Consider the following 25946-nt stretch of genomic DNA (forward strand, 5'->3'; position numbering starts at 1 on the left):
GCATGTTCCTGGCCATGAGTACCCCCTGTCAACATTCGGAGTTTCTGAATTAAATAGCCTCAGGTGAGGCAGCCAGCGGGTCCCGGAACAACGCGTCCAGCACCACCGAACCGCCCGCCACCGCCAGTACGGAATCCGGGAAACTCGTCGGGAGTACATCCGCCGCACGGGCCGTGCCGGCCGCCTCCCGCAGTGCGGCGAGGCAGTCCTCGAAGTGGATGACGCCCACCTCGGTCACGACGACGGTCTCCGGGTTGAGCACATCGAGCAGCAATCCGGCCGCCCGCCCGGTCGCCCGGGCCCGCTCCACCAGCAGCCGCCGGGCCGTCGCGTCCCCGCCCGCCGCCGCGGCCACCACGTGCATCGGGTTGGCCGAGCCGGTCACCCCGGCCGCCCGGGCCCGCCGGCACAGCGTCCGCTCGCTCAGCTCGGCCTGCAGGCAGCCGGTACGGCCGCACGCGCACGGCTCGGTGCCGCCCGGCACCGGCAGATGCGCGATCGCCCCGGCCGCCGAACGCGGCCCGTGGTGCACCTCGTCGTTGGTCGCGAAGGCCGCGTCGACCACGTTGCCCATGAACAGGTGCAGCACGCTCCGGCTGCCCCGGGCCCGCCCGAACAGCCGCTCCCCGTTCACCAACGCCCGCGCGTGCCCGTCCACATGGACCGGCAGACCCGTGCGGGCGCCGAGCAGCTCCCGCACCGGCACCTCGCGCCAGCCCAGCAGCTCGTGCTCGACCACGCTGCCCGTCTCCCGCTCCACCCAGCCGCCGACCGCCACCCCGACGCCCAGCGGCCGGCGGTCCGGCACCCCGGCGAGCAGCTCGGCGAGTCCCTCGGCCGCCCGGGCCAGCACCCAGCCCGCGTCGGTCCGTTCGTGCTTCAGCTCGCGCCGGGCCACCACCCGGCCGCGCAGATCCAGCAGCGCCACCGTCGTGTACGGCACGGCCACATGCACCCCGCCGACCAGGAACCGGGCGTCGTCCAGGTCGACCGGGACATGCGGCCGGCCGACCCCGTTCGAGCGGCGCGGCACGGCGGACTCCCGGACCAGGCCGAGTTCGGCGAGCCGGGCACAGTGTTCGGTCACCGACGCGGGCGACAGCCCGGTCAGCCGGGCGATGGTGCTGCGCGCCACCGGCCCGTGCTCCAGCACGGACCGCAGGACGACACTGGCGCTGGTGCGCCGCCGGTCGCTGTCGGCGGCACGCGGAACGGGCGAGACAAGGGTGGATGCCGCGGTACGGGGCATGGAGGACCGTCCTCGGGAGCGGGGCCGACACGTCTCGGAAAGGCGAGGCGTGCCGTGCCGGCCCGCCCCTACCCCGGGCGGCGACAGGTGGCCGTGCCCTGGCGTCGCAGGTCGACATAGCGACGCGACGTGAAGTACCGGGACTGGGCCACCATGGCTGGAAGGGTAGGCCAGGAAAGGTGAATCCGGCCAGACGACCAGGATTCATTTGGTGAGACCCCACAGTCCGCTCGGCGCCCCGCCGAGTGAGCCACCCGTCCCCGCCTCAGTGACCAGGGTCACCCCAAGGTCGGTGTATCCCGCAGTCTTTGTCCGGAGCCCACCAAGCCCCCGATCTCCCCTTTGTCGATCGCTGACGGTGATCGGCCGGAGGCGGCTGGGATAGCGTCACCGTTGTCCCAGCATGTCCCCGTCACCCGCGGAGTCCCCATGAGCACCGCCACCGCCACCGCTCGCCCCGGCGCAGTCCTCGCCGACCTGCTGCCCGCGTCCCGCGTCCGCGACGCGGCCCTCGTCATCGGCGGCGCCGCGCTCACCGGCCTCGCGGCCCAGGTGGCCGTCCCGGTGCCCCACTCCCCGGTGCCGGTGACCGGCCAGACCTTCGCCGCGCTGCTCGTCGGCACCGCGCTCGGCGCCCGCCGCGGCGTCCTCTCGCTCGCCCTGTACGCGCTCGCCGGTGTCGCGGGCGTGCCGTGGTTCGCGCACGGCACCTCCGGCGCGGCCTCGGTCTCCTTCGGCTACATCCTCGGCATGCTCCTCGCCTCGGCGGCCGTCGGAGCCCTGGCCCGGCGCGGCGCCGACCGCTCGCCGCTGCGCATGGCGGGCACGATGATCCTCGGCGAGGCGATCATCTACGCCGTCGGCGTGCCCTACCTGGCCGTCGCGGCCCACCTCTCCCTCTCCCAGGCCGTCGCCCTCGGCCTCGCCCCGTTCCTGATCGGCGACGCCCTCAAGGCCGCCCTGGCGATGGGCGCGCTGCCGACCGCCTGGAAGTTCGCGAACAAGCGCTAGACGCCGTAGTTCCTGCGGAAGAGGCTCGCCGGGTCGTACGTCTCCTCGACCCGGGCGAGCCTCTTGCGCGTTTCGGGGTCGTACGGAGCGGTGTTCCTGTCCCCGGTGGCTCACCGGCCCGCTCGACGTCCAGGTCCGGGTACGGCACGGCGGCGAACGACGAGGTCAGCCCGTCCGGCACGGTCCGCGCCCAAGTCCTCGTACGCCCGCAGGACGGCGCTGCCCGTCGGCGGTGACCAGGCCGGGTCCAGGTGCTCGTCCACGGAGGTCATGGCACGCGACATGGCCGCATGACCTGACAGGATGCGTCAGGTCATGCGGCCATGTTCAGCCGGAGGGGCGGATCAGCCGACGGACACCTTGTCGGCCGGGGCCTCGACCGCGGGGGCCGGGCGGTTCGCCGCGAGCTTCTGCTTCACCAGGGCGACCAGCACCACGATCGTCGCCACGCCCACCGACAGCAGCACGGTCGTACGGCCGCTGCTCTCGCCTTCGGTGTCGGTCAGCATGTAGCCGAGGACGAAGACGATGAAGGCGGCCGTCACCCAGGTCAGGTACGGGTACAGCCACATCTTCACGACCAGCTTCTCCGGCGCCTCCCGCTGGATGATCTTCCGCATCCGCAGCTGCGAGAAGCAGATGACCAGCCACACGAACAGGGCGACCGCGCCGGAGGAGTTGACCAGGAAGAGGAAGACGGTCTTCGGGTAGGCGTAGTTGAAGAACACCGCCACGAATCCGAAGACGACCGACGCCAGGATGGCCGTCAGCGGCACACCGCGGGAGGTGGTGCGGGCGAACGCCTTCGGCGCGTCACCGCGCTGGCCCAGCGAGAACGCCATCCGGGAGGCGGTGTACAGGCCGGAGTTGAGGCAGGACAGCACCGAGGTCAGCACGATGACGTTCATGATCTCGCCGGCGTGCGCGATGCCCAGGGAGTTCAGGGCGGCGACGTAGGAGCCGTCCTTCTTGATGGACGGGTCGTTCCACGGCAGCAGCGAGACGACGACCAGGATCGAACCCAGGTAGAAGACGCCGATCCGCCAGATGATGCTGTTGGTGGACTTGGTGACCGCGCGCTGCGGGTCCTCCGACTCGCCGGCCGCCAGGGTCGCGATCTCGCTTCCCATGAAGGAGAAGACGACCAGCAGCACACCGGTGAGGATGGTGCCGGGGCCGTGCGGCAGGAAGCCGCCGTGGTCGGTCAGGTTGCCGAAGGACGCCTTGTCGGCGTGCGCGCCCGGCAGGACGCCGAACACGGCCAGCAGACCGACGACGATGAACGCGCCGATCGCCACGACCTTGATGCCGGCGAACCAGAACTCGAACTCGCCGTAGGAGCCGACGGAGACGAGGTTGGTCGCGGTGAGCACGGTCATCACGATGAGTGCCCAGGCCCATTGGGGCACGGCGGGCACCCAGCCCGCGAGGATCCCGGCGCCGGCGGTGGCCTCGACGGCCAGCACGACGACCCAGAAGAACCAGTAGAGCCAGCCGATGGAGAACCCGGCCCAGCGGCCGAGGGCGCGGTCGGCGTGCTCGGAGAAGGAGCCGGAGGCGGGGTTGGCCGCGGACATCTCGCCGAGCATGCGCATCACGAGGACGACGAGGGTGCCGACGAGGGCGTACGACAGCAGGATGCCGGGTCCCGCGGTGGCGATGCCGGAGCTGGAACCGACGAAGAGGCCGGCTCCGATCACACCACCGATCGCGATCATCGACAGATGGCGGTTCTTGAGTCCTGCTTGGAGGCCCGAACCAGGGGTCATGGACGGATTTCCTTTGCACCAGGAGGGGCAGCTCGTATGAGCGGTGTACGAGTCGGTCCAGTGAATCCGAGGCGAACGAATTCGGGAACCTCTGAATCCGTATCGTTACTTGAGGTTCCCTTGAGGTTCTATGGTCAGGCTCACATTTTTGGGACTCTCAGGGGGGCCGCCACCCGAGGCTGCTGCCCTGATACAGGCGTGTCACACTCATTGCATGCGCGTGTATCTCGGCTCCGACCATGCGGGCTACGAACTCAAGAACCACCTCGTCGACTGGCTCAAGGCGGCGGGGCACGAGCCCGTCGACTGCGGGCCGCACATCTACGACGCCCAGGACGACTACCCGCCCTTCTGCCTGCGCGCCGCGGAGCGGACGGCCGCGGACCCCGACGCCCTCGGCATCGTGATCGGCGGCTCCGGCAACGGTGAGCAGATCGCCGCGAACAAGGCGAAGGGCGTGCGCGCGGCGCTGGCCTGGAGCGAGGAGACGGCGGCGCTCGGGCGGCAGCACAACAACGCCAACGTGGTGGCCGTGGGGGCGCGCATGCACAGCACGGAGGAGGCGACGAAGTTCGTCGAGGTGTTCCTGAACACACCCTTCTCCGGTGACGAGCGGCACATCCGCCGGATCGACATGCTGGCCGGCTACGAGACGACGGGCGACCTCCCCCCGATCCCGCCCCACCACCCGCAGCAGTAAGACCCCGCGGGGGACCCTGCCCCCGCCCCTCCGTCCGGCCCACCGGTTTCGATCCGGTGGGCCGGGGAGGCATCCCCGCGGTCCTGGTCGGCCGGATCGGAAAGGAAAGCTCAGCCTTGCCAGAAGGGCACACCATCCACCGGCTGGCCCAGGACTACGCCGAGCGGTTCTCGGGAAGGCCCGCCCGCGTCAGCAGCCCGCAGGGGAAGTTCTCGGACGCCGCCGACCTGCTGAACGGCGCCGTCCTCACCGGCACCGAAGCCCACGGCAAGCACCTCTTCCTCCGCTTCCGGGACGCCGACTGGGTCCACATCCACCTCGGTCTGTTCGGCAAGGTCGGCTTCGGTGACGCCCCCGCGCCCCCGCCGACCGACACCGTCCGGCTGCGGCTCGCCGACGACACCGCCTACGTCGACCTCCGCGGCCCCACCACCTGCGCGCTGATCACGGAGGAGGAGAAGCGCGCGATACACGCCCGCCTCGGCCCCGACCCGCTCCGTGAGGACGCCGACCCCGCCGCGGCGTACCGCAGGATCTCCCGTAGCCGTACGACGATCGCCGCGCTCCTCATGGACCAGAAGATCGTCGCCGGCGTCGGCAACGTCTACCGCGCCGAGGTCCTCTTCCGGCACGGCGTCGACCCCTACCGGGCCGGCAGGGAGATCACCCCGCGCACGTGGGACGCCCTCTGGGCCGATCTCGTCGCGCTGATGCGGGAGGGGGTCAGGAACAACCGGATCGACACCGTCCGCCCCGAGCACACCCCGGAGGCCATGGGCCGCCCGCCCCGCGTGGACGACCACGGCGGCGAGGTCTACGTGTACCGCCGCGCGCCCCAGCCCTGCCACATCTGCGGCGACGAGATCCGCACCGCCGCCCTCGCCGCCCGCAACCTCTTCTGGTGCCCCACCTGCCAGAAACCGTGAACGGGGCATGGGGACACCGGGCTGCGGGACCGCCGTGGTGCCGGGGTGGCGGGTGTCAGAAGCCGTGGGGCAGCCAGGGGGCCACCGCTGAGGCGAACGCCACCGATGCCTGTGTCAGCGTGCCCGGCCGCAGCTCCCGTACCCGGCCGGCCCTCGCCAGTGACAGCAGGGTCACACCGCCGAGGTAGGCCGCGCCCAGGTCCCGTACCGTGAGGGCGAGCGCGGGTGCGTCGCTCGTCCGCTCGCAGGACGCGCCCTCGGCGTCGCCCGTCAGCCGCCAGCGTCCCGCGTTCCAGGGGCAGAAGGCGTCCTCCACGTCCAGCACCACGTCCACGGGCGCCGGATACGTACGTGCCGACAGGGCCGTACCCACGTCCACCAGGCGGACGTGCCCGGCGTCCCGCAGCCGCAGCCGGCAGCGGCGGATGTCGGAGACCAGGTGCTGCCAGGCGTCGTCGACCGGCCGTCCCCGTACCGTCAGCGTCGTCATCAGGTCGATGCCGAACAGGAACCGCCACAGCGCGGCCTCCGCCGCCGGATCGAGCGCGGCGAGGTCCTCCAGGGTCACCGAACCGTCGTGGCCGCTCGGCCCCCATTCCATCTTGGTGCGGAACCGGGCGTACCCGGTGACCTGTCCGTCCCGTTCGGCGACCACGCACTGCAGGGCCGACGCCCCGTTCCGGTCGCTCTCCGGGTCGAGCAGGCCGGCCTGCTCCCAGCCGGGCTGCCGGGCCAGCATGCCGGGGCGGCGGGGCACCAGGGCCGCGTACACCGCCTCGCACTCCTTCAGGACGTCGGCGGGCGGTGCGTAGCGCACGCGCACCTCGTCGGTGCCCGCGGGCAGCGCCAGCGCGACCCGGCCGGTGTCGATGTCGGCGCTGATCTGGAAGCTCGCCGTACCGAACCCGAAGCGGCCGTAGATCGCGGGCTCGGAGGCGAACAGTGCCGCCAGCGGCTCGCCCTTGGTGTGCGCGTCGGCCAGCAGCCGCCGCATCATCGCCGTCAGGATCCCGCGCCGCCGGTGCGTCGCGGCCACGCTGACCATGGTCACACCGGCGGTGGGCACCACCGCCCCGCCCGGCACGGTCATCCGGAAGCTGAAGGCCCCGGACGTACCGACGATCGCGTCCGCGTCCCAGACGGCCAGGGAACGATCGAACTCGGTGACGGATTTGTCCAGTTCGCGCTCTTCGGTCGAGGCCGGTCCGCCCCCGAACGCACGGACCAGGTGGTCCCACCACCGGTCGAACTCCTCCGGGCGCAGCATCCTCAACTCGGTCCCGCCGTCAGTCCCCATGAGCCATGCCTATCAGGGCATTGCAGGACGAGCCAGTGAATTTCTCCCGGTCGGCGGCGCGATGGCCCCGCGTGCCGTTCACTGTGAGGACGCACCACGAGACGCATCACGAAGTGGGGCCTCGCACGGGGGACAAGTGGGACCTCCCGTGCCAAGCAGCCGGTCCGATGGATAGGGTCCCGAACTGATGGCAGCAGGACGACAGCGGCGCGCGAAGGCCGAGACGTTCACGGCCCGGTGGAAGATGCAGTGGCACCGGGCCCGCGTCGGCCTGCGCAGAAGCGCCGTGGACTACTTCCGCGGCGACGGCTCCGACTGGATCGCGTTCGTCGGCCTGCTGCTCGCCATCCCCCTCCTCATGGCCGTCACCCTGGTCGACTCGGTGTGGTGCTCCCCGGCCACGCTGGTGCTGCCGATCATCGCGGGCGGCCTGCTGCTGCGCCCGGCGAGCCTGCTCGGCCTGTACGCGGCGGGGGCCAGCGCGCTGATCGTGGAGTCGGTACGGCTCGGCCCGTACACCGAGGGGCCCTCCCGGGTCACCCCGGGCGTCGTCCTGGTCGTGGCGGCGTGCGGTTTCTTCGGTCTGCTCACGGCCCAGTTCCGCAGCCGGGTCGGCGTGCCCTGGCGGCGCGGCGGCACCATGCTGTTCGACCTGCGCGAGCGGATCCGGGTGCAGAGCAAGCTGCCGAAGCTGCCGCAGGGCTGGCACCACGAGATGGCGCTCAGGCCGGCCGGCGGCCAGTCCTTCTCCGGCGACTTCGTCGTCGCGGCCCGCACCAACGGCGGCCGCACGCTGGAGGTCGTGCTCACGGACGTGTCCGGCAAGGGCATGGACGCCGGGTCGCGCGCCCTGCTGCTGTCCGGTGCCTTCGGCGGCCTGCTCGGCTCGCTGCCGCCGCACGCCTTCCTGCCCGCCGCGAACGGCTACCTCCTGCGCCAGGACTGGGACGAGGGCTTCGCCACCTCCATCCATCTCGTCCTGGACCTCGACTCCGGTGACTACGAGCTGTACTCCGCCGGCCATCCCCCGGGTCTGCAGCTGAGCGCGGGCAGCGGACGCTGGGAGGAGAAGGCCGCCGAGGGCCCGCTGCTCGGCGTGTACGACGGCGCCCAGTTCGATCCCATGAAGGGCTCCCTGCGCCCCGGCGACGTCCTGATGCTCTTCACGGACGGCCTGGTGGAGACCTCCGACCGCGACATCGTCGAGGGCATCGACCGCCTCACCGGCGAGGCCGACCGCTATGTCGCCGGCGGCTTCCACGGCGCCGCCTGGCACCTCATCGAGGCGGTCGCGAAGGACGTCAACGACGACCGGGCCCTCCTGCTGATCTGCCGCCAGTCCTCCCCGCCCCGACTGCCCTCCTGACCGCCGTCCCCACCCGGCTCCGGGCGCCGGCCTACGCCGCCCCCGGCCCTGTCTCCGCGGTGCGCATGGCTGCGCTCAGCGGGGCCAGGACCCGCCAGCCCAGGGCCTCGTACAGGGCCCGGCCCTCCTCGGTCGCGCCCAGTACGGCCGCCCTCGCCCCCTGGCGGGTGCCGGCCTCGGCGAGCGTGCCCAGCACCACGCGTCCCAGCCCCCGCCGCCGATGGGCCGGGGCGGTCTCCACCTGGTCGACGGCGGCGGTCGCACCGGTGACGGCCGTCTGCCCGCGCGCGGCGAAGGACCCGTCGGCGGCCCGCACCACGACCCGGGTCACCCCGCCCCGGCTCCAGCTGCTCAGCAGGTAGCCGTCGGGCAGGCCGGGCGGTGCCGCGGCCTCGGCCAGGGTGGCGGCCATGAGGACGGCGTGACCGTCCAGCAGTCCCCAGCCCGGCGGCAGCCACGCCCGGAGGGTCCCCGCCGCGACGAACGCCTTCAGCGCGACCCCGGCGGGACTGCTCTCGGCCAGCTTCCGGACGGTCGCCTCGTCGGCGGCGGTCAGCACATGCCGGGCCACCTCCCCGGGCAGGCCGACCTGGACCGTGAAACCCCAGGGCTCGCACGTCGGTTGGGCCGCCCCGCGCGACACGGCCCAGCCCTCGACCCAGGCGCGTACGGCTTCCGCGGTACTCCCGAAGCGCATGACCCCTCCATGAGCGTGTAATAGGTGCTCTTGATTAGCGTCTATTACAGGATGGCATGGTGCGGCCGGCTTCGCGAGACACTGGCGTGATGACACAGCTCACGCTCACCGAAGTGGAGGCCCTCGCCCGGGCCGTGCACGAAGGTCAGAAGGACAAGGCGGGCCGGCCGTACGCCGAGCATCTCGCCGCCGTCGCCGCGGGCGTGCGCGCCCGCGGCGGGGACCCGGAACAGATCGCTGCCGCCTGGCTGCACGACTCCGTCGAGGACGACGCGCTGTCCCGCCAGTGGCTGGAACGGGCGGCGCTGACCGCGCGGACCAAGGCCATCGTGGACGCCCTCACCAAGCGGCCGGGGGAGCAGCCGGAGGTGTACGCGCGGCGGATCCTCGCCACGGAGGGCGCACGGCTGGTGAAGGAGGCCGACCTGGCGCACAACGCCGACCCGGAGCGGCTCGCGGTCCTGGACGAGCCGACCCGGAAACGACTGACCGAGAAGTACGCGCGGATGCGTGCACTTCTCGGTCTGGCCGAGCCGGGCTCCTAGGCGCTGACCCGCTCGCGCTCCTTTTGCTGCCGCTCGCGGGCGAGTTCGGCCGCGTCCTGCCGGAACGCCCACTCCATCCTCGGCTCCATCGCGAAGCGGAAGACGCGCTGCACGGGCCTGGTGCACAGCAGGGTGACGGCGGCGCCCGCGAGGGCGGTCACCAGGATCTCGCCGAGCGGGTGGTGCAGCCAGGCGTGGTCGAACAGGCCGCGGTAGTCGGCGAACTTCACCAGGAAGCCGTGCAGCAGATAGCCGTACAGGGTGCCGGCGCCGAGCGCCGTGAACCACGTCCTGCGTCCCGGCACCCAGGAGAAGAAGCAGGCCGTCAGCACCAGCGAGCAGCCCATCATCGCCAGCGTCATCACGGGGCCGCACCACCAGGGCGCGCCCAGCTCCTGCGCGGAGTCGCGGTGGTAGAACCACGCGGTGTTCATGCGCGGTACGGCCCACCAGCCGACGGCCAGCGCGACGGCGAACACCGGCACCGCGGCGATCCGCACCGAGCGACGGCGCACCAGCTGGAAGTGCTCGGGCTTCATGCACAGGCCGAGCACGAAATACGGCAGGAACTGCAGGACGCGCTGCAGATCGAGGTCGTCGCCGATGTTGGGGGTGACCGACGCGAGCATGGCGATGCCCAGGGCGACCGCGAGCGGCGAGCGCACCAGCTTCCAGATCGGTGTCGTCAGCCGCCAGACGAACAGCGCGACCAGGAACCAGGTCAGGTACCAGGGATCGAGGAGGCTGATCTCCTCGTGCGAACCCGTGATGAGGTTCTTGAACAGCGGGTACGCGGTCTCGAACAGGACGTAGGGCACCACGACGCCGGTGATCAGCCGCTTCAGCCGGTCCGGGCGCATGTCGAAACCGCGCGAGAAGAACCCGGAGACGATGATGAACGCCGGCATGTGGAAGCAGTACACGACGGTGTACACGCCCTCCAGGATCCGGCTGTCCCCCTTCAGCGGCTCCCACGCGTGCCCCATCGCGACGAGCACGATCGCCAGGTACTTGGCGTTGTCGAAGAACGCGTCGCGCTGTTTGCCGGGTCTGTCCGCCTTCGCCTGTCCCTTCTGCGCACTCATCGGGGTACGCGGACCGGGCACTCCGTCCACCGGCGACTGTGCCGGGGGGAGCGGCCTGCGGTTCTGGCCGGGGGACGAGGCGGCGTCAAACATCTCAGGCACCCTAGCGTCGTCTGTGGGATTTCGTAAAACCCCCGCAGTCATTCCTGGTTATCGCCCCCGAGTGCCCACTGATTTACAGAACTTGGCATCTACGTCTACGTGATGATGCGCACACAGGGTCGCCAGTTCACCCTCGATGTCCCGATTCATCCCGACTAAATGGTGCATACGGCGTCTCTGTGTCATCAATTCGAATTACCTGCGCACAGGATGTGTGGAGGTGGAAACGAAGTCGCGTAATTCGTCGTGAAGTCACGCACGGAGGCCCTGACGAATTGCTGTGCGGCGCATCCCCCGCGCGGGTCGGCCGTCCGACGTTGCGTCACGGGCCGCATGGCAGGGCCGGGTTGGTGGCACGATGGTTCTGGCGGGGGCGCGCGGGCCGTGCCCCCGGGCCGGGAGAGCGGACCGACCGAGGGTGTGATCAGTTGTGGCCATTTCACTGTCTGTGGTGCTGCTGTTGGCGATCATCCTTGTAGTGCTGATACGAGGGGGGAACATCAAGGCGGGACCCGCGATCGTCGCCATCCTCTTCGGCTTCTTCCTCGCCTCCACCGGCATGGCCCCGTCCATCGACCGCTTCCTGAACTCGATAGCGGACTCCATCAGCTCCATCAAGTTCTGACCGGCGCGGGGCGACCGGAGCGGAACGTGCTGAACAACTGAAGCAACGGGGGGACCCACGGGTATGGCGCTGCGCGACACGGACCCCGCGGAGATCGGCGGCTACCGGATCGAGGACCGCCTGGGCAGCGGCGGCATGGGCGTCGTGTATCTCGCCCGGTCCGCCTCCGGTCGCCGGCTCGCGGTCAAGGTCGTCCACGGCCAGTACGCCGACGACGACGAGTTCCGCACCCGCTTCAGCCGCGAGGTGGCCGCCGCGCGCCAGGTCAGCGGCGCCTTCACGGCCCCCGTGGTGGACGCGGACGCCGACGCCCCGCGCCCCTGGATGGCCACGCTCTACATCCCTGGCGAGGACCTCGGCACCCACGTCCGCCGCCACGGCCCGCTCCCGCCCGGCCGGCTGCGCGAACTCGCCACCGGCCTCGCCGAGGCGCTGCGCGACATCCACCGCGCCGGAGTCGTCCACCGCGACCTGAAACCGGCCAACGTCATGCTCGCCGAGGACGGCCCGCGCGTCATCGACTTCGGCGTCTCCCGCGCCGCCGAGTCCACCACCGCCGACGCCCTCACCCAGACGGGACGGGTGATGGGCACCCCGCCCTTCATGTCCCCCGAGCAGTTCACCTCCCCGCACGAGGTCGGCCCCGCCACCGACGTCTTCTCCCTCGGCGCGGTCGTCGCGTACGCCGCCACCCGGCACGGCCCGTTCGACAGCGTCAGCCCCTGGGAGACGGCGACGAGAGTCGTGGAGCGCGAGCCCGACCTCGCCGGCGTCCCCGATGATCTGCTCCCCTTCGTCCGGCTCTGCCTGGAGAAGCACCCCAAAGGCCGCCCGACCCCCGACGAGCTCCTGCACCTGCTCCGGGACGGACGGCTGCCCGAGCGGCCGGAGCGGCCCGGGGCACGGGAGCCGGGGCCGGACCCCGCACGCCCCGCACGGCGCCGGCGCCGCCGGACGGCGCTCGTCGCGGCCGTCGCCGTACTGGCCGCCGTGGCCGCCACCGGGGTCGCCTTCCTCGCCCGCGACGGCGGCGGCACCCCGCACGCCCTGCCGGCCGGCTGGCACGCCTGGCACCGGCAGGCCGGGACACCCGCGGGCGGCAACCGGAACACCGCGGCCCCCAACGGACCGTTCAGCGGGTGCGTCACCTCACGGACGTCGCTGGTGTGCGCCGGCGACAGCGTCATGGCCGCCCGGTTCGCGCTGGCCGACGGCCACAACTCCTGGACCCTGCCCGTGGACGCCACGCCCGTGTCCCTGAGCCCGGGCGGGGGCACGGTCATCGGCACCCGTCCCGGCGGCGTGTACGCCATCGGCAGCGAGGAGCACGCCGTCGGGACGGCGCAGGAGCCGCAGATCCGCACCCGCTACACCGTCCAGTCCCTCGACACGGCCGCCGGCAGGGCCGTCTGGAAGACCGTCGTCGCCGACAACACGGACAGCGTGGGCCCGGACACCGGCGGTGCCGTCGCCACCCCGGCCGGCGTCTTCACCACCTACGGCAAGGCCTCCGACTCCTACGCCCTCCTCGACGCCGCCCACGGCACCGTCCGCTGGCGCCACCGGATGCCCTACGGCGGCACGGACGACGGGGACTGCCGGCTGTCCGGCGCCGCGGGACAGGTCTACCTGGTCTGCCACACCCCCGACGCCCACGGCGACCCGGACCGCACCACGATCGCCCAGCTCGACCCCGCCACCGGCAAGGCCCGCTGGACACGGACGGCCACGGGCGGCCTCTCCCTGCTGGGCGAGGCCCGCCGGCACCTGGTGCTCGGCGCCGATCCGGCCGCACAGAAGCTGAGCGGCCTGACCCTGATCGACCTCACCTCACAGATCCTGACGACGGTACGGCTGTCCCCGCCGCGCCCCGCCTCGGCCGCCTACCTGCTGCGCGGCACCCTCTACCTCACCCTGACCAGCGGCAGCGTCCGGGCCGTCGACCCGGCCACCGGACGCGAGCTGTGGCAGAGCAACTCCACCGTCGAGCAGCCCGGCCCGCCCACCGCCTCCGCCACCCGGCTCTACCTGGCCTCGCCCAACGGCCGCCTGGCCGCCCTGGACCTGCGCACCGGCCGGGTGGCCGGCACACTCCCCGGCCGCGACGACAGCGCCATCGACGGCTCCTCCGACATCCCCGGAGCCCCCGTCCTGTCCGGCGACGCCCTCTACGTCCTCTACGGCCGGCGCTCGGTCTACAGCGTGGACGTGAAGACCCTCTGAGCACACCAGGGGCTGAGCTTGCCGCTGCTCGCCGCTTACCGCCGGCGCAGAGCCGCAGCACCTCGGCCGTCCATGATCGGCGGGTCCTCCAGGATGGTTTTGCCGCCCGCTTCCAGGGCACACGGCCCGTGAGACGCCGGGGAGGTACTGAGATGAGTGCCGGAGAACGGGCCAAGGCGAAGGCCGAACAGGTGATCGGAAAGACCGTGCGGAAGGCGGCCCACGCCGCGCACAAAGGAACCCTCGAAGCAAAGGGCGCCGCTCTCGAAGCGCGGGGCATGATGCGCGGCGCGAGAGAACGGACCAAAGGCTCCCTCAAGCACTGAGAGGTCACGGGGTTGCCGCCACCCGCCGAGGTGGACCGGCCGAAGCCCCGGGAAACGATCAGGGCCAGGCGGAGGATTGATCCTCCGCCTGGCCCTGGGCCGTACAGAGCGGGCGACGGGAATCGAACCCGCGTAGCTAGTTTGGAAGACTAGGGCTCTACCATTGAGCTACGCCCGCGACAGTGCGCCGCAGGTCGGTGACCGCGGCACTGGAGGCATCGTAGCGGGTCGCCCGCCGTCGAGGCCAACGAGTCGACCGCCGGGCCGTCCCGCGCGCCGCTCTCGTCGGAATACGGCCGACGTAATCCCCCGGGGCATGTACCCTACGTGACGCACCAGACGGGGTGTGGCGCAGCTTGGTAGCGCGTCCGCTTTGGGAGCGGAAGGCCGTGGGTTCAAATCCCGCCACCCCGACCAACGGCTCGCGACGTCGCGATGATCGCCTTTTGGGGCGCTGACCGGCTGCGGTTACTATGCAAGCTGCGCGCCCGTGTGTCCCGGCCCACTCGGCCTACGAACTCCTCCGGGCGGCGAAATCCGCCGGACCAGTCTGGCTCCGGCAGAAACCAAGAAGTCAGCCACAAGGAGACCGAACCGTGAAGAGCGCCGTGGAGACCCTGAACCCGACCCGGGTTCGGCTCACTGTCGAGGTGCCCTTCGAGGAGCTCAAGGACAGCCTCGACGCGGCGTACAAGAAGATCAACCAGCAGGTCACGGTGAAGGGCTTCCGTAAGGGCAAGATCCCCGCCCGTGTCATCGACCAGCGGTTCGGCCGCGGTGCGGTCCTGGAAGAGGCCGTCAACGACGCGCTGCCCAAGTTCTACACCGAGGCGGTCAACGAGGCCGAGCTGAACCCGCTCGGCCAGCCCGAGGTCGACATCACCGAGCTGAAGGACGGCGAGACGCTGAACTTCACCGCCGAGGTCGACGTCCGCCCGGCCCTGGAGATCCCGGACTACTCCGGCATCGAGGTCGAGGTCGACGCCGTCGAGGTGACCGACGAGGACATCGAGAAGTCGGTCGAGCAGCTGCGCGAGCGCTTCGCCTCGACCTCCCCGGTCGAGCGCGCTGCCCAGGACGGCGACGTCGTCACCATCGACCTGGAGGCCAAGGTCGACGGCGAGGTGCTGGAGGACGGCATCGCCAACGGCGTCTCCTACACCATCGGCTCCGGTGAGCTGCTCGACGGCATCGATGACGCCGTGAAGGGCCTGGAGGCCGGTGGCGAGGCCACCTTCACCTCCGAGCTGAAGGGCGGCTCCGCCGCGGGCAAGGAGGCCGAGGTGACCGTCAAGGTCTCCCAGGTCGCCGCCCGTGAACTGCCCGCGCTGGACGACGAGTTCGCGCAGCTCGCCTCCGAGTTCGACACCCTGGACGAGCTCAAGGCCGACAGCCGCAAGCGCCTCGCGAACATGAAGCAGTTCGACCAGGCCACCCAGGCGCAGGAGCGCGTCCTGGAGAAGCTCCTGGAGCTGGTCGAGGTCCCGGTCCCCGAGAAGCTCCTCGAGGACGAGATCAACACCCGCAAGCACAACCTGGAGCACCACCAGCTCGGCCAGATGGGCCTGACCCTCGACAAGTACCTGGAGATCCAGGGCAAGACCGCCGAGGAGTTCGACACCGAGACCCGCGACGCCGCGGTCAAGGGCATCAAGACCCAGTTCGTCCTCGACGAGCTGGTCAAGAAGGAGAACCTCAACGTCAACCAGGAGGAGCTCACCGAGCACCTCATGCGGCGTGCGGCCTCCTCCGGCATGTCCCCCGACCAGTTCGCCCAGGCCGTCGTCGAGGGCGGCCAGGTGCCGCTGCTGGTCGGCGAGGTCGCTCGCGGCAAGGCCCTGGCCGTCGTGGTCGAGGCCGCCACGGTGAAGGACACCAACGGCGAGATCGTCGACCTGGACGACGAGGAGGAGGAGACCGAGGCCGCCGAGGCGTCGGAGACCTCCGAGGAGAACGCCGAGGGCTGATCCGGCCCCCAGCGCCTCCGAAGCGCGTACGCAGGCCCCTGGGAGCTTTCCCGGGGGCCTGTGTCGTCCCCGCGCCACGCCCCCCACGGACCGCACCGACACCTCAGCGGAGCGCTACGCCCCCGGCGAACACCCACCTCTCCGGGATTCCCCGAAGGGACCGCCGCGTTAGGGTCCATGAAAGGCAGAACAATGAGACGGCCCGGCGCCGTCGTAAGACGAGCAGGTGGATACGTGACGAATCTGATGCCCTCAGCCGCCGGCGAGCCTTCCATCGGTGGTGGCCTCGGCGACCAGGTCTACAACCGGCTGCTCAACGAGCGGATCATCTTCCTCGGGCAGCAGGTTGACGACGACATCGCCAACAAGATCACCGCACAGCTGCTGCTCCTTGCCGCCGATCCGGACAAGGACATCTACCTCTACATCAACAGCCCGGGCGGCTCGGTGACGGCCGGCATGGCGATCTACGACACCATGCAGTACATCCCGAACGACGTGGTCACCATCGCCATGGGCATGGCCGCCTCGATGGGTCAGTTCCTGCTGACCGGTGGCGCCGCCGGCAAGCGCTTCGCGCTGCCCCACGCCGACATCATGATGCACCAGGGCTCCGCGGGCCTCGGCGGCACGGTCTCGGACATCAAGATCCAGGCCGAGTACCTGCTGCGCACCAAGAAGCGCATGTCCGAGCTGACCGCGCAGCACTCCGGCCAGACCGTCGAGGCGATCATCCGCGACGGCGACCGCGACCGCTGGTTCACCCCGGAAGAGGCCAAGGAGTACGGTCTCATTGACGAGATCATCACGCACGCCTCGGGTGTTCCGGGAGGCGGAGGCACCGGTGCCTGACCGGCCCGGCCACGCCACGCACCGCCGAGACCGAAGCCCCCAGAACGCCACCAGGACGGTGAACACCCCATGAGCAACTTCCCCGGCGCCGCCAGCGGCATGTACGAAGGGCCCCGCCCCGACAGCCGCTACGTCATCCCGCGCTTCGTCGAGCGCACCTCCCAGGGCATCCGCGAGTACGACCCGTACGCGAAGCTCTTCGAGGAGCGCGTGATCTTCCTGGGCGTCCAGATCGACGACGCCTCCGCCAACGACGTCATGGCGCAGCTGCTGTGCCTGGAGTCGATGGACCCGGACCGGGACATCTCGATCTACATCAACAGCCCCGGTGGCGACATGACCGCCCTCACGGCGATCTACGACACCATGCAGTTCGTGAAGCCCGACATCCAGACGGTGTGCATGGGCCAGGCGGCCTCCGCCGCGGCGATCCTGCTGGCCGCCGGTACGCCCGGCAAGCGGATGGCCCTGCCGAACTCCCGCGTGCTGATCCACCAGCCGGCGGGTTCCACCGGCCGCGGCCAGCTCTCCGATCTGGAGATCATCGCCAAGGAGTTCACCCGGATGCGTGACCAGCTGGAGAACATGCTGGCCAAGCATTCGAACCAGCCCATCGAGAAGATCCGTGAGGACATCGAGCGCGACAAGATCCTCACGGCCGAGGAGGCGCTGGAGTACGGCCTCGTCGACCAGATCATCTCCACCCGCAAGCTGAACAACAGCTCGGTCCGCTGAGGCGGAGCGCCTCGCATTCAGCCCCTCTTGGCACCGTGCACGTCAAAGTGAACCCTGCCAAGGGGGGCCCGAACACCGGGCCCGGCAAGGTACCGTCGGACATAAGGCAGCACCAGGAGCCGCTGGATCTCGCGTCCAGGCGTCTCCCAGGCGAAGGGGAAGCACACCGTGGCACGCATCGGTGACGGCGGCGATCTGCTCAAGTGCTCGTTCTGCGGCAAGAGCCAGAAGCAGGTCAAGAAGCTCATCGCAGGGCCCGGTGTGTACATCTGCGACGAGTGCATCGATCTCTGTAACGAGATCATCGAGGAAGAGCTCGCGGAGACCAGCGAGGTGCGCTGGGAGGAGCTGCCCAAGCCCCGCGAGATCTACGAGTTCCTCGAAGGCTACGTAGTCGGCCAGGAGGCGGCCAAGAAGGCCCTCTCCGTCGCGGTGTACAACCACTACAAGCGGGTCCAGGCGGGCGAGAACGGCGGCGCCGGCGGCCGTGACGACGCCATCGAGCTCGCGAAGTCCAACATCCTGCTGCTGGGGCCCACGGGCTCCGGCAAGACGCTCCTCGCGCAGACCCTGGCACGCATGCTGAACGTGCCCTTCGCGATCGCCGACGCGACGGCGCTCACGGAGGCGGGCTACGTGGGAGAGGACGTCGAGAACATCCTCCTGAAGCTGATCCAGGCGGCGGACTACGACGTCAAGAAGGCCGAGACCGGGATCATCTACATCGACGAGATCGACAAGGTCGCGCGCAAGAGCGAGAACCCGTCGATCACCCGTGACGTGTCGGGCGAGGGCGTCCAGCAGGCCCTCCTCAAGATCCTGGAAGGCACCACGGCCTCGGTCCCGCCGCAGGGCGGCCGCAAGCACCCCCACCAGGAGTTCATCCAGATCGACACGACGAACGTCCTGTTCATCGTGGGCGGTGCCTTCGCCGGCCTGGAGAAGATCATCGAGGCGCGCGCCGGGGCGAAGGGCATCGGCTTCGGCGCCACGATCCTCTCCAAGCGGGAGCTGGAGTCCAAGGACGTCTTCGAGGACGTCATGCCGGAGGACCTGGTCAAGTTCGGCATGATCCCCGAGTTCATCGGCCGCCTCCCGGTGATCACCTCGGTCCACAACCTCGACCGCGAGGCACTCCTCAAGATCCTGGTCGAGCCCCGCAACGCCCTGGTCAAGCAGTACCAGCGCCTGTTCGAACTCGACGGCGTGGAGCTGGACTTCGAGCGCGAGGCGCTGGAGGCCATCGCCGACCAGGCCATCCTCCGCCAGACCGGCGCCCGAGGCCTGCGCGCCATCATGGAGGAAGTCCTCCAGGGCGTGATGTACGAGGTCCCGTCCCGCAAGGACGTGGCCCGCGTGGTCATCACGGCCGACGTGGTCCTCTCCAACGTCAACCCGACCCTGATCCCCCGAGACGCCCGAGGCCGCGGCTCAGGCGAGCAGAAGTCGGCGTAGCCGTCACTCGCACGTACTGCACAGAGGGGCGCTCGGCCGACCCACCGGCCGCCGAGCGCCCCTCTGCGTTGACGTATCCGGCCCGTCGCGCCGAACTCCTCGGGCTCCAGGGGCCTCAGAGGTGAGCGCGGACGCAGGCGTTTTGAGCGACCCCCGCCTCGACTCCGATCACGATAAGTCCATGGACGCAGTAGGGATTGGGGAACCACCCCACCCCAGGGTGCAACGCCAGGTTGTGGCAGGCGGCCTCTACCTTGGGGCCCACGCGGTAGCCGTGGTTTCCGACGTAGTTGCTGCAGGGGCTGGAGGGGTCGTACGCCGCCGCTGGCGTAGCGGTTGCGACGGGGGTGAGTACCGCGGCCGCCGTGATGCCCGCCGCTGCAAGTGCCTGGCCGATCCTCGCTGCTCTCACGTGACGCTCTCCTTCGCCGGACAGGATGACGCGTACAAGTCAATCATGGGCCGATCGAGTGTACGGGCGGGATGGTGTGGCGGTCGGTTTCGGCGGCGTACCCGAGATGTGGGAAAGGGCCCCGGTCGTTCGACCGGGGCCCTTTCGTCGTCGAGCTGTAGGCGTCGTCAGGCCTTGACGCGGACGTCGTTGCGCAGTTTGGCCGCGAGACCCGCCGTGTCGTCGATCGTGCCGCCGTCACCGGTGGCGAAGGTGGCGACGCTGAACGCCGTGACCCGGGCGATCGTGCTGTGGTCGGCCCAGATGCAGACCGGCACCTTGACCGACTTCGCCGTCCCGCCGGACGACGAGCTGGTGTTGTCGAGCTGGATCACCTGGCACTTCATGATGCCGTTGGAGAAGCCCGCCGGGTCGACCTTCTCCGGGGTGCCGAGCAGCTTGCCCTTCAGGTCCGAGTCGCTCTGGTCCTTCTCGGACTCCTGCTTGGCCTTGGCGAACATGGCGTCGAGGACGGCTTCGGGGTTGTCGATCGTGCCGTAGACGCCGCTGAAGGAGAGGCCCCTCGCGGTGAGTCCCTTGCCGTTCTTGTAGGTGGCGCTGACGCCCTGGGGATCCTTGACGCCGGCCTTCTCGAAGTCCTTGAGGTCGGACGGGGTGACCTTGTCGCCGGAGCTCGACGCGTCCTTCGTGTACGTGCCGTTGAGGACTGCCTCAGGAGCCGTCAGCTTGTGCGGGCCGTCGTCCGCGATGTTCGCGGAGCTTCCGCTGAACGCGAAGTAGGCCCCCACCGCGAGGGCCGCCACCACGGCGACCCCGCCGATGATCAGGCCCGTCTTCTTCTTGCCCCCGCCCGCCTGCGGCGGCTGCGGCATGCCGTACGGCTGCTGCTGGCCGTAAGGGGGCTGCTGGCCGTACGGGTTCGGCTGCGGCGGGACACCCTGCTGCGGGTAGCCGTAACCCGGCTGCGGGGGAGCCGGCGGGGCCTGCTGGGGGTAGCCGTAGCCGGGCTGCGGAGCCTGCGGCTGCTGGCCGTACGGGCCCGGCTGGCCCGGCTGGGCCGGCTGGCCGTAGGGCCCCGGCTGGCCGTACGGGCCCGGCTGCCCCGGCTGGCCGTACGGACCCGGCTGCTGGGGCGGCTGGCCGTACGGGCCCGGCTGGTTGTTGCTCATTTCTGGGTTCCCCCTTGAATGCTTATGTGTTCCTGACATCCTGGCCCAGGCCCCGGAACGACGCGGCACCGGGGGCCGCACCGTTACAGAACAAACGCGTTTCGGGACCACCCCGTGACACCTCTAAACTGACCCCCGTGACCGAGAACGCTCAGCAGCAGCCACCCGCGCCCGACTCCGAACTGCCGACCCAGTACGCGCCGGCCGACGTAGAGGGGCCGCTGTACGAGCGCTGGGTAGAGCGCGGTTACTTCGAGGCGGACGCCAAGAGCGACAAGCCGCCGTACACGATCGTCATCCCTCCGCCGAACGTCACGGGCTCGCTCCACCTGGGGCACGCCTTCGAGCACACCCTCATCGACGCCCTGACCCGCCGCAAGCGCATGCAGGGCTACGAGACGCTGTGGCAGCCCGGCATGGACCACGCCGGTATCGCCACGCAGAACGTCGTCGAGCGCGAGCTGGGGAAGGAGGGAAAGTCCCGGCACGACCTCGGCCGCGAGGACTTCGTCGAGCGTGTCTGGCAGTGGAAGGGCGAGTCCGGGGGGCAGATCTCCGGGCAGATGCGGCGCCTCGGTGACGGCGTCGCCTGGTCGCGTGAGCGGTTCACCATGGACGAGGGCCTGTCCCAGGCCGTCCAGACCATCTTCAAGCGTCTCTACGACGACGAGCTGATCTACCGCGCCGAGCGCATCATCAACTGGTGCCCGCGCTGTCTGACGGCGATCTCGGACATCGAGGTCGAGTATCAGGACGACGACGGCGAGCTCGTCTCCATGAAGTACGGCGAGGGGGACGACACCATCGTCGTCGCCACCACCCGCGCCGAGACGATGCTCGGCGACACCGCCGTGGCCGTCCACCCCGACGACGAGCGCTACCAGCACCTCATCGGCAGGCTCATCCGGCTCCCGCTGACCGACCGTTCCATCCCGGTCGTCGCGGACACCCACGTCGACCCCGAGTTCGGCACCGGCGCCGTCAAGGTCACCCCGGCCCACGACCCGAACGACTTCGAGATCGGCCAGCGGCACGACCTGCCGTCCATCACGATCATGGACGAGCACGCGGTCATCACGGCCCACGGCCCCTTCCAGGGCCTGGACCGGCTTGAGGCCCGCTCCGCCATCGTCGCCGCGCTGCGCGCCGAGGGCCGGATCGTCGCCGAGAAGCGGCCGTACGTCCACTCCGTCGGCCACTGCTCGCGCTGCAAGACCACCATCGAGCCGCGCCTGTCCATGCAGTGGTGGGTCAAGGTCGGCCCGCTGGCCAAGGCCGCCGGTGACGCCGTCCGCGAGGGCAAGGTCAAGATCCATCCGCAGGAGATGGAGAAGCGGTACTTCGACTGGGTCGACAACCTCCATGACTGGTGCATCTCGCGCCAGCTGTGGTGGGGCCACCGGATTCCGGTCTGGTACGGCCCGGACGGTGAGGTCGTCTGCGTCGGTCCTGACGAGGAGCCGCCCGGCACCGAGGCCGAGGGCTGGAAGCAGGACACCGACGTCCTCGACACCTGGTTCTCCTCCGGCCTGTGGCCGTTCTCCACCCTCGGCTGGCCCGAACAGACCGAGTCGCTCGCGAAGTTCTACCCGAACTCCGTCCTGGTCACCGGCTACGACATCCTCTTCTTCTGGGTCGCCCGGATGATGATGTTCGGCCTGTACGCGATGGACGGCACCCCGCCGTTCCACACCATCGCCCTGCACGGCATGGTCCGCGACCAGTTCGGCAAGAAGATGTCGAAGTCCTTCGGCAACGCGGTCAACCCGCTGGACTGGATGGACAAGTACGGCAGCGACGCGCTCAGGTTCACCCTGGCCCGTGGCGCGAACCCCGGTGTCGACGTCCCGATCGGCGAGGACTGGGTCCAGGGTTCCCGCAACTTCGCCAACAAGATCTGGAACGCCACCCGCTTCGCGCTGATGAACGGCGCGACGGTGGAGGGCGAGCTGCCGGAGCCGTCGAAGATGTCGGCGACGGACCGCTGGATCCTCTCCCGGCTGAACTCGGTCGTCGCCGAAGTCGACACCTACTACGACGACTTCCAGTTCGCCAAGCTGTCGGACTCCCTCTTCCACTTCGCGTGGGACGAGGTCTTCGACTGGTACGTCGAGCTGTCCAAGACCGTCTTCCAGGCGGGCGGCGAGCCGGCCGAGGTCAGCAAGCGGGTCCTGGGCGAGGTCCTCGACGTCACCCTCAGGCTGCTGCACCCCGTCGTCCCGTTCGTCACGGAGACCCTCTGGACGACCCTGACGGGCGGCGAGTCGGTCGTCATCGCCGAGTGGCCCAAGGACAGCGGATTCCGCGACCAGGCGGCCGAGCAGGAGATCGAGACCCTCCAGTCGGTCATCACCGAGGTCCGCCGCTTCCGCGCCGACCAGGGCCTGCAGCCGGGCCAGCGCGTCCCGGCCCGCCTCTCCCTGGACGGTACGGCCCTGGCCCCCCACGAGGCCGCCATCCGCCAGCTGCTGCGCCTCCAGCCGGAGGGCGACTCCTTCACGGTCACGGCCACCCTGCCGGTCGCCGGCGCCGAGGTCGCGCTCGACCTGTCCGGCACGATCGACGTGGCGGCCGAGCGCAAGCGCCTCGCGAAGGACCTGGCCGCCGCCGAGAAGGAGAAGGCCCAGGCCACGGCCAAGCTCGGCAACGAGGCGTTCCTCGCCAAGGCCCCGGACAACGTGGTGGACAAGATCCGTACGCGTCTTTCCAAGGCCGAGGAGGACATCGCCCGCATCACGGCCCAGCTGGAGAAGCTGCCGCCGGCCTAGTTCGTTCCGCGTGGCTGAGGGCCCCGGCGCATCTGAGGCGCCGGGGCCCTCGCCTGCCCACGGGACGCGGGGACTGCGCGACCAGCCACGACGGACCCGCACCCGGCAACAGAGAGCAACCACCCCCGAACCGGCTCATTGTCACTCCCGCTCCGTAGACTGGGCCCCGTGAGCGACCCGAACGGCACCGACCAGCCCGACCCCCTCGACAGCTTCGACGAGATCGTCGAGGCCGAGACCACCCGCGACCCCGACCTCGCCGTGATCGAGGCCGGCAGCCGCACCCTGCGCACCCAGGGCGGGCAGCCGTACGCCGACGTCCCCACGCGGCCCGAGGACCCGGAGGTCGACAAGGCCCTGCGCGAGGTCGAGGCGGAGCTGGCCACCCGCTGGGGCGAGACCAAGCTGGAGCCCTCGGTCAGCAGGATCGCCGCGCTGATGGACGTGCTCGGCGAGCCCCAGCGGTCGTACCCCTCGATCCACATCACGGGCACCAACGGCAAGACCTCCACCGCCCGCATGATCGAGGCCCTGCTCGGCTCCTTCGAGCTGCGCACCGGCCGCTACACCAGCCCGCACGTGCAGTCGATCACCGAGCGCGTCAGCCTGGACGGCGCCCCGATCTCCGCCGAGCGGTTCATCGAGACGTACCAGGACATCAAGCCGTACGTCGAGATGGTCGACGGGCAGCAGGAGTACCGGCTGTCCTTCTTCGAGGTCCTCACCGGCATGGCCTACGCCGCCTTCGCGGACGCCCCCGTCGACGTGGCCGTCGTCGAGGTCGGCATGGGCGGCTCCTGGGACGCCACGAACGTCATCGACGGTGACGTCGCCGTGATCACCCCCATCGACCTGGACCACACCGACCGCCTGGGCGAGACGACCGGGGAGATCGCCGGCGAGAAGAGCGGGATCATCAAGCAGGACGCGACCGTCATCCTGGCGCAGCAGCCGGTGGACGCGGCGCAGGTGCTGCTGAAGAAGGCCGTCGAGGTGGACGCCACGGTGGCCCGTGAGGGGCTGGAGTTCGGGGTCGTGGCCCGGCAGGTCGCCGTCGGCGGGCAGCTGCTCACGCTGCGCGGACTCGGCGGCGAGTACCCCGAGGTGTATCTCCCGCTGTACGGCGCCCACCAGGCGCACAACGCGGCCGTCGCCCTCGCCGCCGTCGAGGCGTTCTTCGGCGTCGGCGCGCAGCGCGCGGAGCCGCTGGACATCGACACCGTCCGCAAGGCCTTCGCGGCCGTGTCCTCGCCGGGCCGCCTGGAGGTCGTGCGGCGCTCCCCGACGATCGTGCTGGACGCCGCGCACAACCCGGCGGGCGCCCGGGCCACCGCCGAGGCCGTGCAGGAGGCGTTCGATTTCAGCCGGCTGATCGGTGTCGTCGGCGCGAGCGGCGACAAGAACGTGCGGGGCCTGCTGGAGGCCTTCGAACCGATCTTCGCCGAGATCGTCGTCACGCAGAACTCCAGCCACCGCGCGATGGACGCGGACGAGCTGGCCGCGATCGCCGTCGAGGTGTTCGGCGAGGAGCGGGTGCAGGTCGAGCCGCGGCTGCCGGACGCCCTGGAGGCCGCGATCACGCTGGCCGAGGAGGAGGGCGAGTTCGCGGGCGGCGGCGTGCTGGTCACCGGTTCCGTCATCACCGTCGGCGAGGCCCGGCTGCTGCTGGGGAAGGGCTGAGATTCCACGATGCGTACGCTCTGTGCATCCACCCTGATCGGCGAGTTCTTCATCATCGGGTTCGCCGGGCTGGTCGCCATGAAGGACCCGGGTCTGTCGGTCTCCACGGTGTGGCTGGTCAGCGGTATCGCCATGCTGCTGTGCGTGCTGCTGTGCGGCATGGTGACCCGGCCCGGCGGGGTGGCGCTCGGCTGGGCCCTGCAGCTCGCGCTGATCGCCTCCGGCGTCTTCGTGCCGACGATGTACTTCATGGGTGCGGTGTTCGCGGCGCTGTGGTGGGCGTCCGTGCACTTCGGCAGAAAGGTGGACGAGGCGAAGGCCAGATTCGCCGCTCAGGCGGAGTCCGCTTCCTCTGCACCTGACGCTGCGTAACGGACGCCCCGACACGCCCTGTAACCTCGTCCCACCACCGCAGACGTCAGAAGGAGTCATCCCGTGAGCCAGCGCACCCTCGTCCTGCTCAAGCCCGACGCTGTCCGTCGCGGCCTGACCGGCGAGATCATCAGCCGGATCGAGCGCAAGGCCGGCTGGCAGATCACCGCGCTGGAACTGCGCACCCTGGAGCGCGCGACGCTGGAGCAGCACTACGGCGAGCACGTGGGCAAGCCGTTCTACGAGCCGCTGGTCGAGTTCATGTCCTCCGGTCCGGTCGTCGCGCTGATCGTCGAGGGCGAGCGGGTCATCGAGGGGGTGCGCGCGCTCGCCGGTCCGACCGACCCGATCGCCGCCGCACCCGGCTCGATCCGCGGTGACTACGGCGTGATCGTCCGCGAGAACCTGATCCACGCCTCCGACTCCGAGGAGTCCGCCGAGCGCGAGGTGAAGATCTTCTTCCCGGGCCGGGTGTGAGCCGCGGCCGTTTGAGTTTTCGGTAATTTTTCTGAGGGGGCGTCAGCTTCGCCGGGTGGCGCCTGACCAGGGACGGCCGTACATTTCCGGCCGTCCCTTGGCATATGCCTTGCCGATCGGGGGAACGCGTGCCTCCGT

Annotated in this window: 22 protein-coding genes and 2 tRNA genes; 17 read left to right on the forward strand and 7 right to left on the reverse strand. The window is 70.4% G+C overall.

Going from position 1 to position 25946, the window contains the following annotated elements; all coding sequences use genetic code 11:
- Nucleotides 1–49: 49 nt before the first annotated feature.
- The gene (locus tag IE244_RS01950) at nt 50–1249 is read right to left on the reverse strand and encodes an ROK family transcriptional regulator (protein WP_191870857.1); all 1200 of its coding nucleotides are present in this window, start codon (nt 1247–1249) and stop codon (nt 50–52) included.
- Nucleotides 1250–1678: 429 nt separating this feature from the next.
- Between IE244_RS01950 and IE244_RS01955 the strand changes: the two genes are divergently transcribed.
- The gene (locus tag IE244_RS01955; RefSeq protein ID WP_191870858.1) at nt 1679–2260 is read left to right on the forward strand and encodes a biotin transporter BioY; all 582 of its coding nucleotides are present in this window, start codon (nt 1679–1681) and stop codon (nt 2258–2260) included.
- A 344-nt stretch (nt 2261–2604) separates the two neighbouring features.
- Here IE244_RS01955 and IE244_RS01960 read toward each other — a convergent pair whose 3' ends face one another.
- Complete coding sequence (locus IE244_RS01960; protein WP_191870859.1) at nt 2605–4029, reverse strand: amino acid permease; 1425 nt, start codon at nt 4027–4029, stop codon at nt 2605–2607.
- Between the two features lie 214 nt (nt 4030–4243).
- Between IE244_RS01960 and IE244_RS01965 the strand changes: the two genes are divergently transcribed.
- Both IE244_RS01965 and IE244_RS01970 read left to right on the forward strand, forming a co-directional pair.
- Nucleotides 4244–4729, forward strand: a complete 486-nt coding sequence (locus IE244_RS01965) for a ribose-5-phosphate isomerase (protein WP_191870860.1) — start codon at nt 4244–4246, stop codon at nt 4727–4729.
- Between the two features lie 116 nt (nt 4730–4845).
- A complete protein-coding gene (locus IE244_RS01970; protein ID WP_191870861.1) occupies nt 4846–5655 on the forward strand; it encodes an Fpg/Nei family DNA glycosylase in 810 nt (269 codons plus the stop codon).
- A 55-nt stretch (nt 5656–5710) separates the two neighbouring features.
- Here the strand turns inward: IE244_RS01970 and IE244_RS01975 are convergent, their stop codons facing one another.
- Nucleotides 5711–6952 (reverse strand): GNAT family N-acetyltransferase, encoded by a 1242-nt coding sequence (locus tag IE244_RS01975; RefSeq protein WP_191870862.1) that lies wholly within the window; start codon nt 6950–6952, stop codon nt 5711–5713.
- Between the two features lie 187 nt (nt 6953–7139).
- Between IE244_RS01975 and IE244_RS01980 the strand changes: the two genes are divergently transcribed.
- The gene (locus IE244_RS01980) at nt 7140–8318 is read left to right on the forward strand and encodes a PP2C family protein-serine/threonine phosphatase (protein ID WP_191870863.1); all 1179 of its coding nucleotides are present in this window, start codon (nt 7140–7142) and stop codon (nt 8316–8318) included.
- A gap of 31 nt (nt 8319–8349) precedes the next feature.
- On the opposite strand, the gene IE244_RS01985 is transcribed toward IE244_RS01980, so the two are convergent.
- Nucleotides 8350–9015, reverse strand: coding sequence for a GNAT family N-acetyltransferase (locus IE244_RS01985; protein WP_191870864.1), 666 nt, complete (start codon nt 9013–9015; stop codon nt 8350–8352).
- Between the two features lie 89 nt (nt 9016–9104).
- Between IE244_RS01985 and IE244_RS01990 the strand changes: the two genes are divergently transcribed.
- Nucleotides 9105–9560: an HD domain-containing protein gene (locus tag IE244_RS01990; RefSeq protein WP_191870865.1), complete on the forward strand. Its 456-nt coding sequence runs from the start codon at nt 9105–9107 to the stop codon at nt 9558–9560.
- Here the strand turns inward: IE244_RS01990 and IE244_RS01995 are convergent.
- Complete coding sequence (locus IE244_RS01995; protein ID WP_229853914.1) at nt 9557–10645, reverse strand: acyltransferase family protein; 1089 nt, start codon at nt 10643–10645, stop codon at nt 9557–9559. The genes IE244_RS01990 and IE244_RS01995 overlap by 4 nt on opposite strands.
- A gap of 532 nt (nt 10646–11177) precedes the next feature.
- On the opposite strand from IE244_RS01995, the gene IE244_RS02000 reads away from it, so the two are divergent.
- The 3 genes from IE244_RS02000 to IE244_RS02010 all read left to right on the forward strand — a co-directional run bounded on the left by IE244_RS02000 (nt 11178) and on the right by IE244_RS02010 (nt 13921).
- A complete protein-coding gene (locus IE244_RS02000) occupies nt 11178–11372 on the forward strand; it encodes a hypothetical protein (RefSeq protein WP_037684666.1) in 195 nt (64 codons plus the stop codon).
- 63 nt (nt 11373–11435) lie between these two features.
- Entirely contained in the window at nt 11436–13595 is a 2160-nt protein-coding gene (locus IE244_RS02005; RefSeq protein ID WP_191870867.1) for a serine/threonine-protein kinase, read from the forward strand.
- 152 nt (nt 13596–13747) lie between these two features.
- Nucleotides 13748–13921, forward strand: coding sequence for a hypothetical protein (locus IE244_RS02010; protein ID WP_191870868.1), 174 nt, complete (start codon nt 13748–13750; stop codon nt 13919–13921).
- A gap of 107 nt (nt 13922–14028) precedes the next feature.
- Here IE244_RS02010 and IE244_RS02015 read toward each other — a convergent pair.
- A tRNA-Gly gene (locus IE244_RS02015) sits at nt 14029–14099 on the reverse strand.
- 162 nt (nt 14100–14261) lie between these two features.
- On the opposite strand from IE244_RS02015, the gene IE244_RS02020 reads away from it, so the two are divergent.
- The 5 genes from IE244_RS02020 to clpX all read left to right on the forward strand — a co-directional run bounded on the left by IE244_RS02020 (nt 14262) and on the right by clpX (nt 18930).
- Nucleotides 14262–14338, forward strand: a tRNA-Pro gene (locus tag IE244_RS02020).
- Nucleotides 14339–14517: 179 nt separating this feature from the next.
- Complete coding sequence (tig, locus tag IE244_RS02025; protein WP_191870869.1) at nt 14518–15888, forward strand: trigger factor; 1371 nt, start codon at nt 14518–14520, stop codon at nt 15886–15888.
- 246 nt (nt 15889–16134) lie between these two features.
- Nucleotides 16135–16740, forward strand: coding sequence for an ATP-dependent Clp protease proteolytic subunit (locus tag IE244_RS02030; protein WP_107423707.1), 606 nt, complete (start codon nt 16135–16137; stop codon nt 16738–16740).
- A 69-nt stretch (nt 16741–16809) separates the two neighbouring features.
- Nucleotides 16810–17475 (forward strand): ATP-dependent Clp protease proteolytic subunit, encoded by a 666-nt coding sequence (locus IE244_RS02035; RefSeq protein ID WP_031158621.1) that lies wholly within the window; start codon nt 16810–16812, stop codon nt 17473–17475.
- A 168-nt stretch (nt 17476–17643) separates the two neighbouring features.
- Nucleotides 17644–18930: an ATP-dependent Clp protease ATP-binding subunit ClpX gene (clpX, locus tag IE244_RS02040; protein WP_191870870.1), complete on the forward strand. Its 1287-nt coding sequence runs from the start codon at nt 17644–17646 to the stop codon at nt 18928–18930.
- 579 nt (nt 18931–19509) lie between these two features.
- Here the strand turns inward: clpX and IE244_RS02045 are convergent.
- Nucleotides 19510–20511 (reverse strand): hypothetical protein, encoded by a 1002-nt coding sequence (locus IE244_RS02045; RefSeq protein ID WP_191870871.1) that lies wholly within the window; start codon nt 20509–20511, stop codon nt 19510–19512.
- Between the two features lie 137 nt (nt 20512–20648).
- On the opposite strand from IE244_RS02045, the gene IE244_RS02050 reads away from it, so the two are divergent.
- The 4 genes from IE244_RS02050 (at nt 20649) to ndk (ending at nt 25808) form a co-directional block, all read left to right on the forward strand.
- A complete protein-coding gene (locus IE244_RS02050) occupies nt 20649–23279 on the forward strand; it encodes a valine--tRNA ligase (RefSeq protein ID WP_191870872.1) in 2631 nt (876 codons plus the stop codon).
- Nucleotides 23280–23447: 168 nt separating this feature from the next.
- A complete protein-coding gene (folC, locus tag IE244_RS02055; protein ID WP_191870873.1) occupies nt 23448–24959 on the forward strand; it encodes a bifunctional tetrahydrofolate synthase/dihydrofolate synthase in 1512 nt (503 codons plus the stop codon).
- A 9-nt stretch (nt 24960–24968) separates the two neighbouring features.
- Nucleotides 24969–25331 (forward strand): DUF4233 domain-containing protein, encoded by a 363-nt coding sequence (locus tag IE244_RS02060; RefSeq protein WP_191870874.1) that lies wholly within the window; start codon nt 24969–24971, stop codon nt 25329–25331.
- Between the two features lie 63 nt (nt 25332–25394).
- Entirely contained in the window at nt 25395–25808 is a 414-nt protein-coding gene (ndk, locus tag IE244_RS02065) for a nucleoside-diphosphate kinase (protein WP_031158630.1), read from the forward strand.
- The last annotated feature ends 138 nt before the right edge of the window (nt 25809–25946 follow it).

The organism is Streptomyces filipinensis, from assembly GCF_014649495.1.
Classification (GTDB): Bacteria; Actinomycetota; Actinomycetes; order Streptomycetales; family Streptomycetaceae; genus Streptomyces; species Streptomyces filipinensis.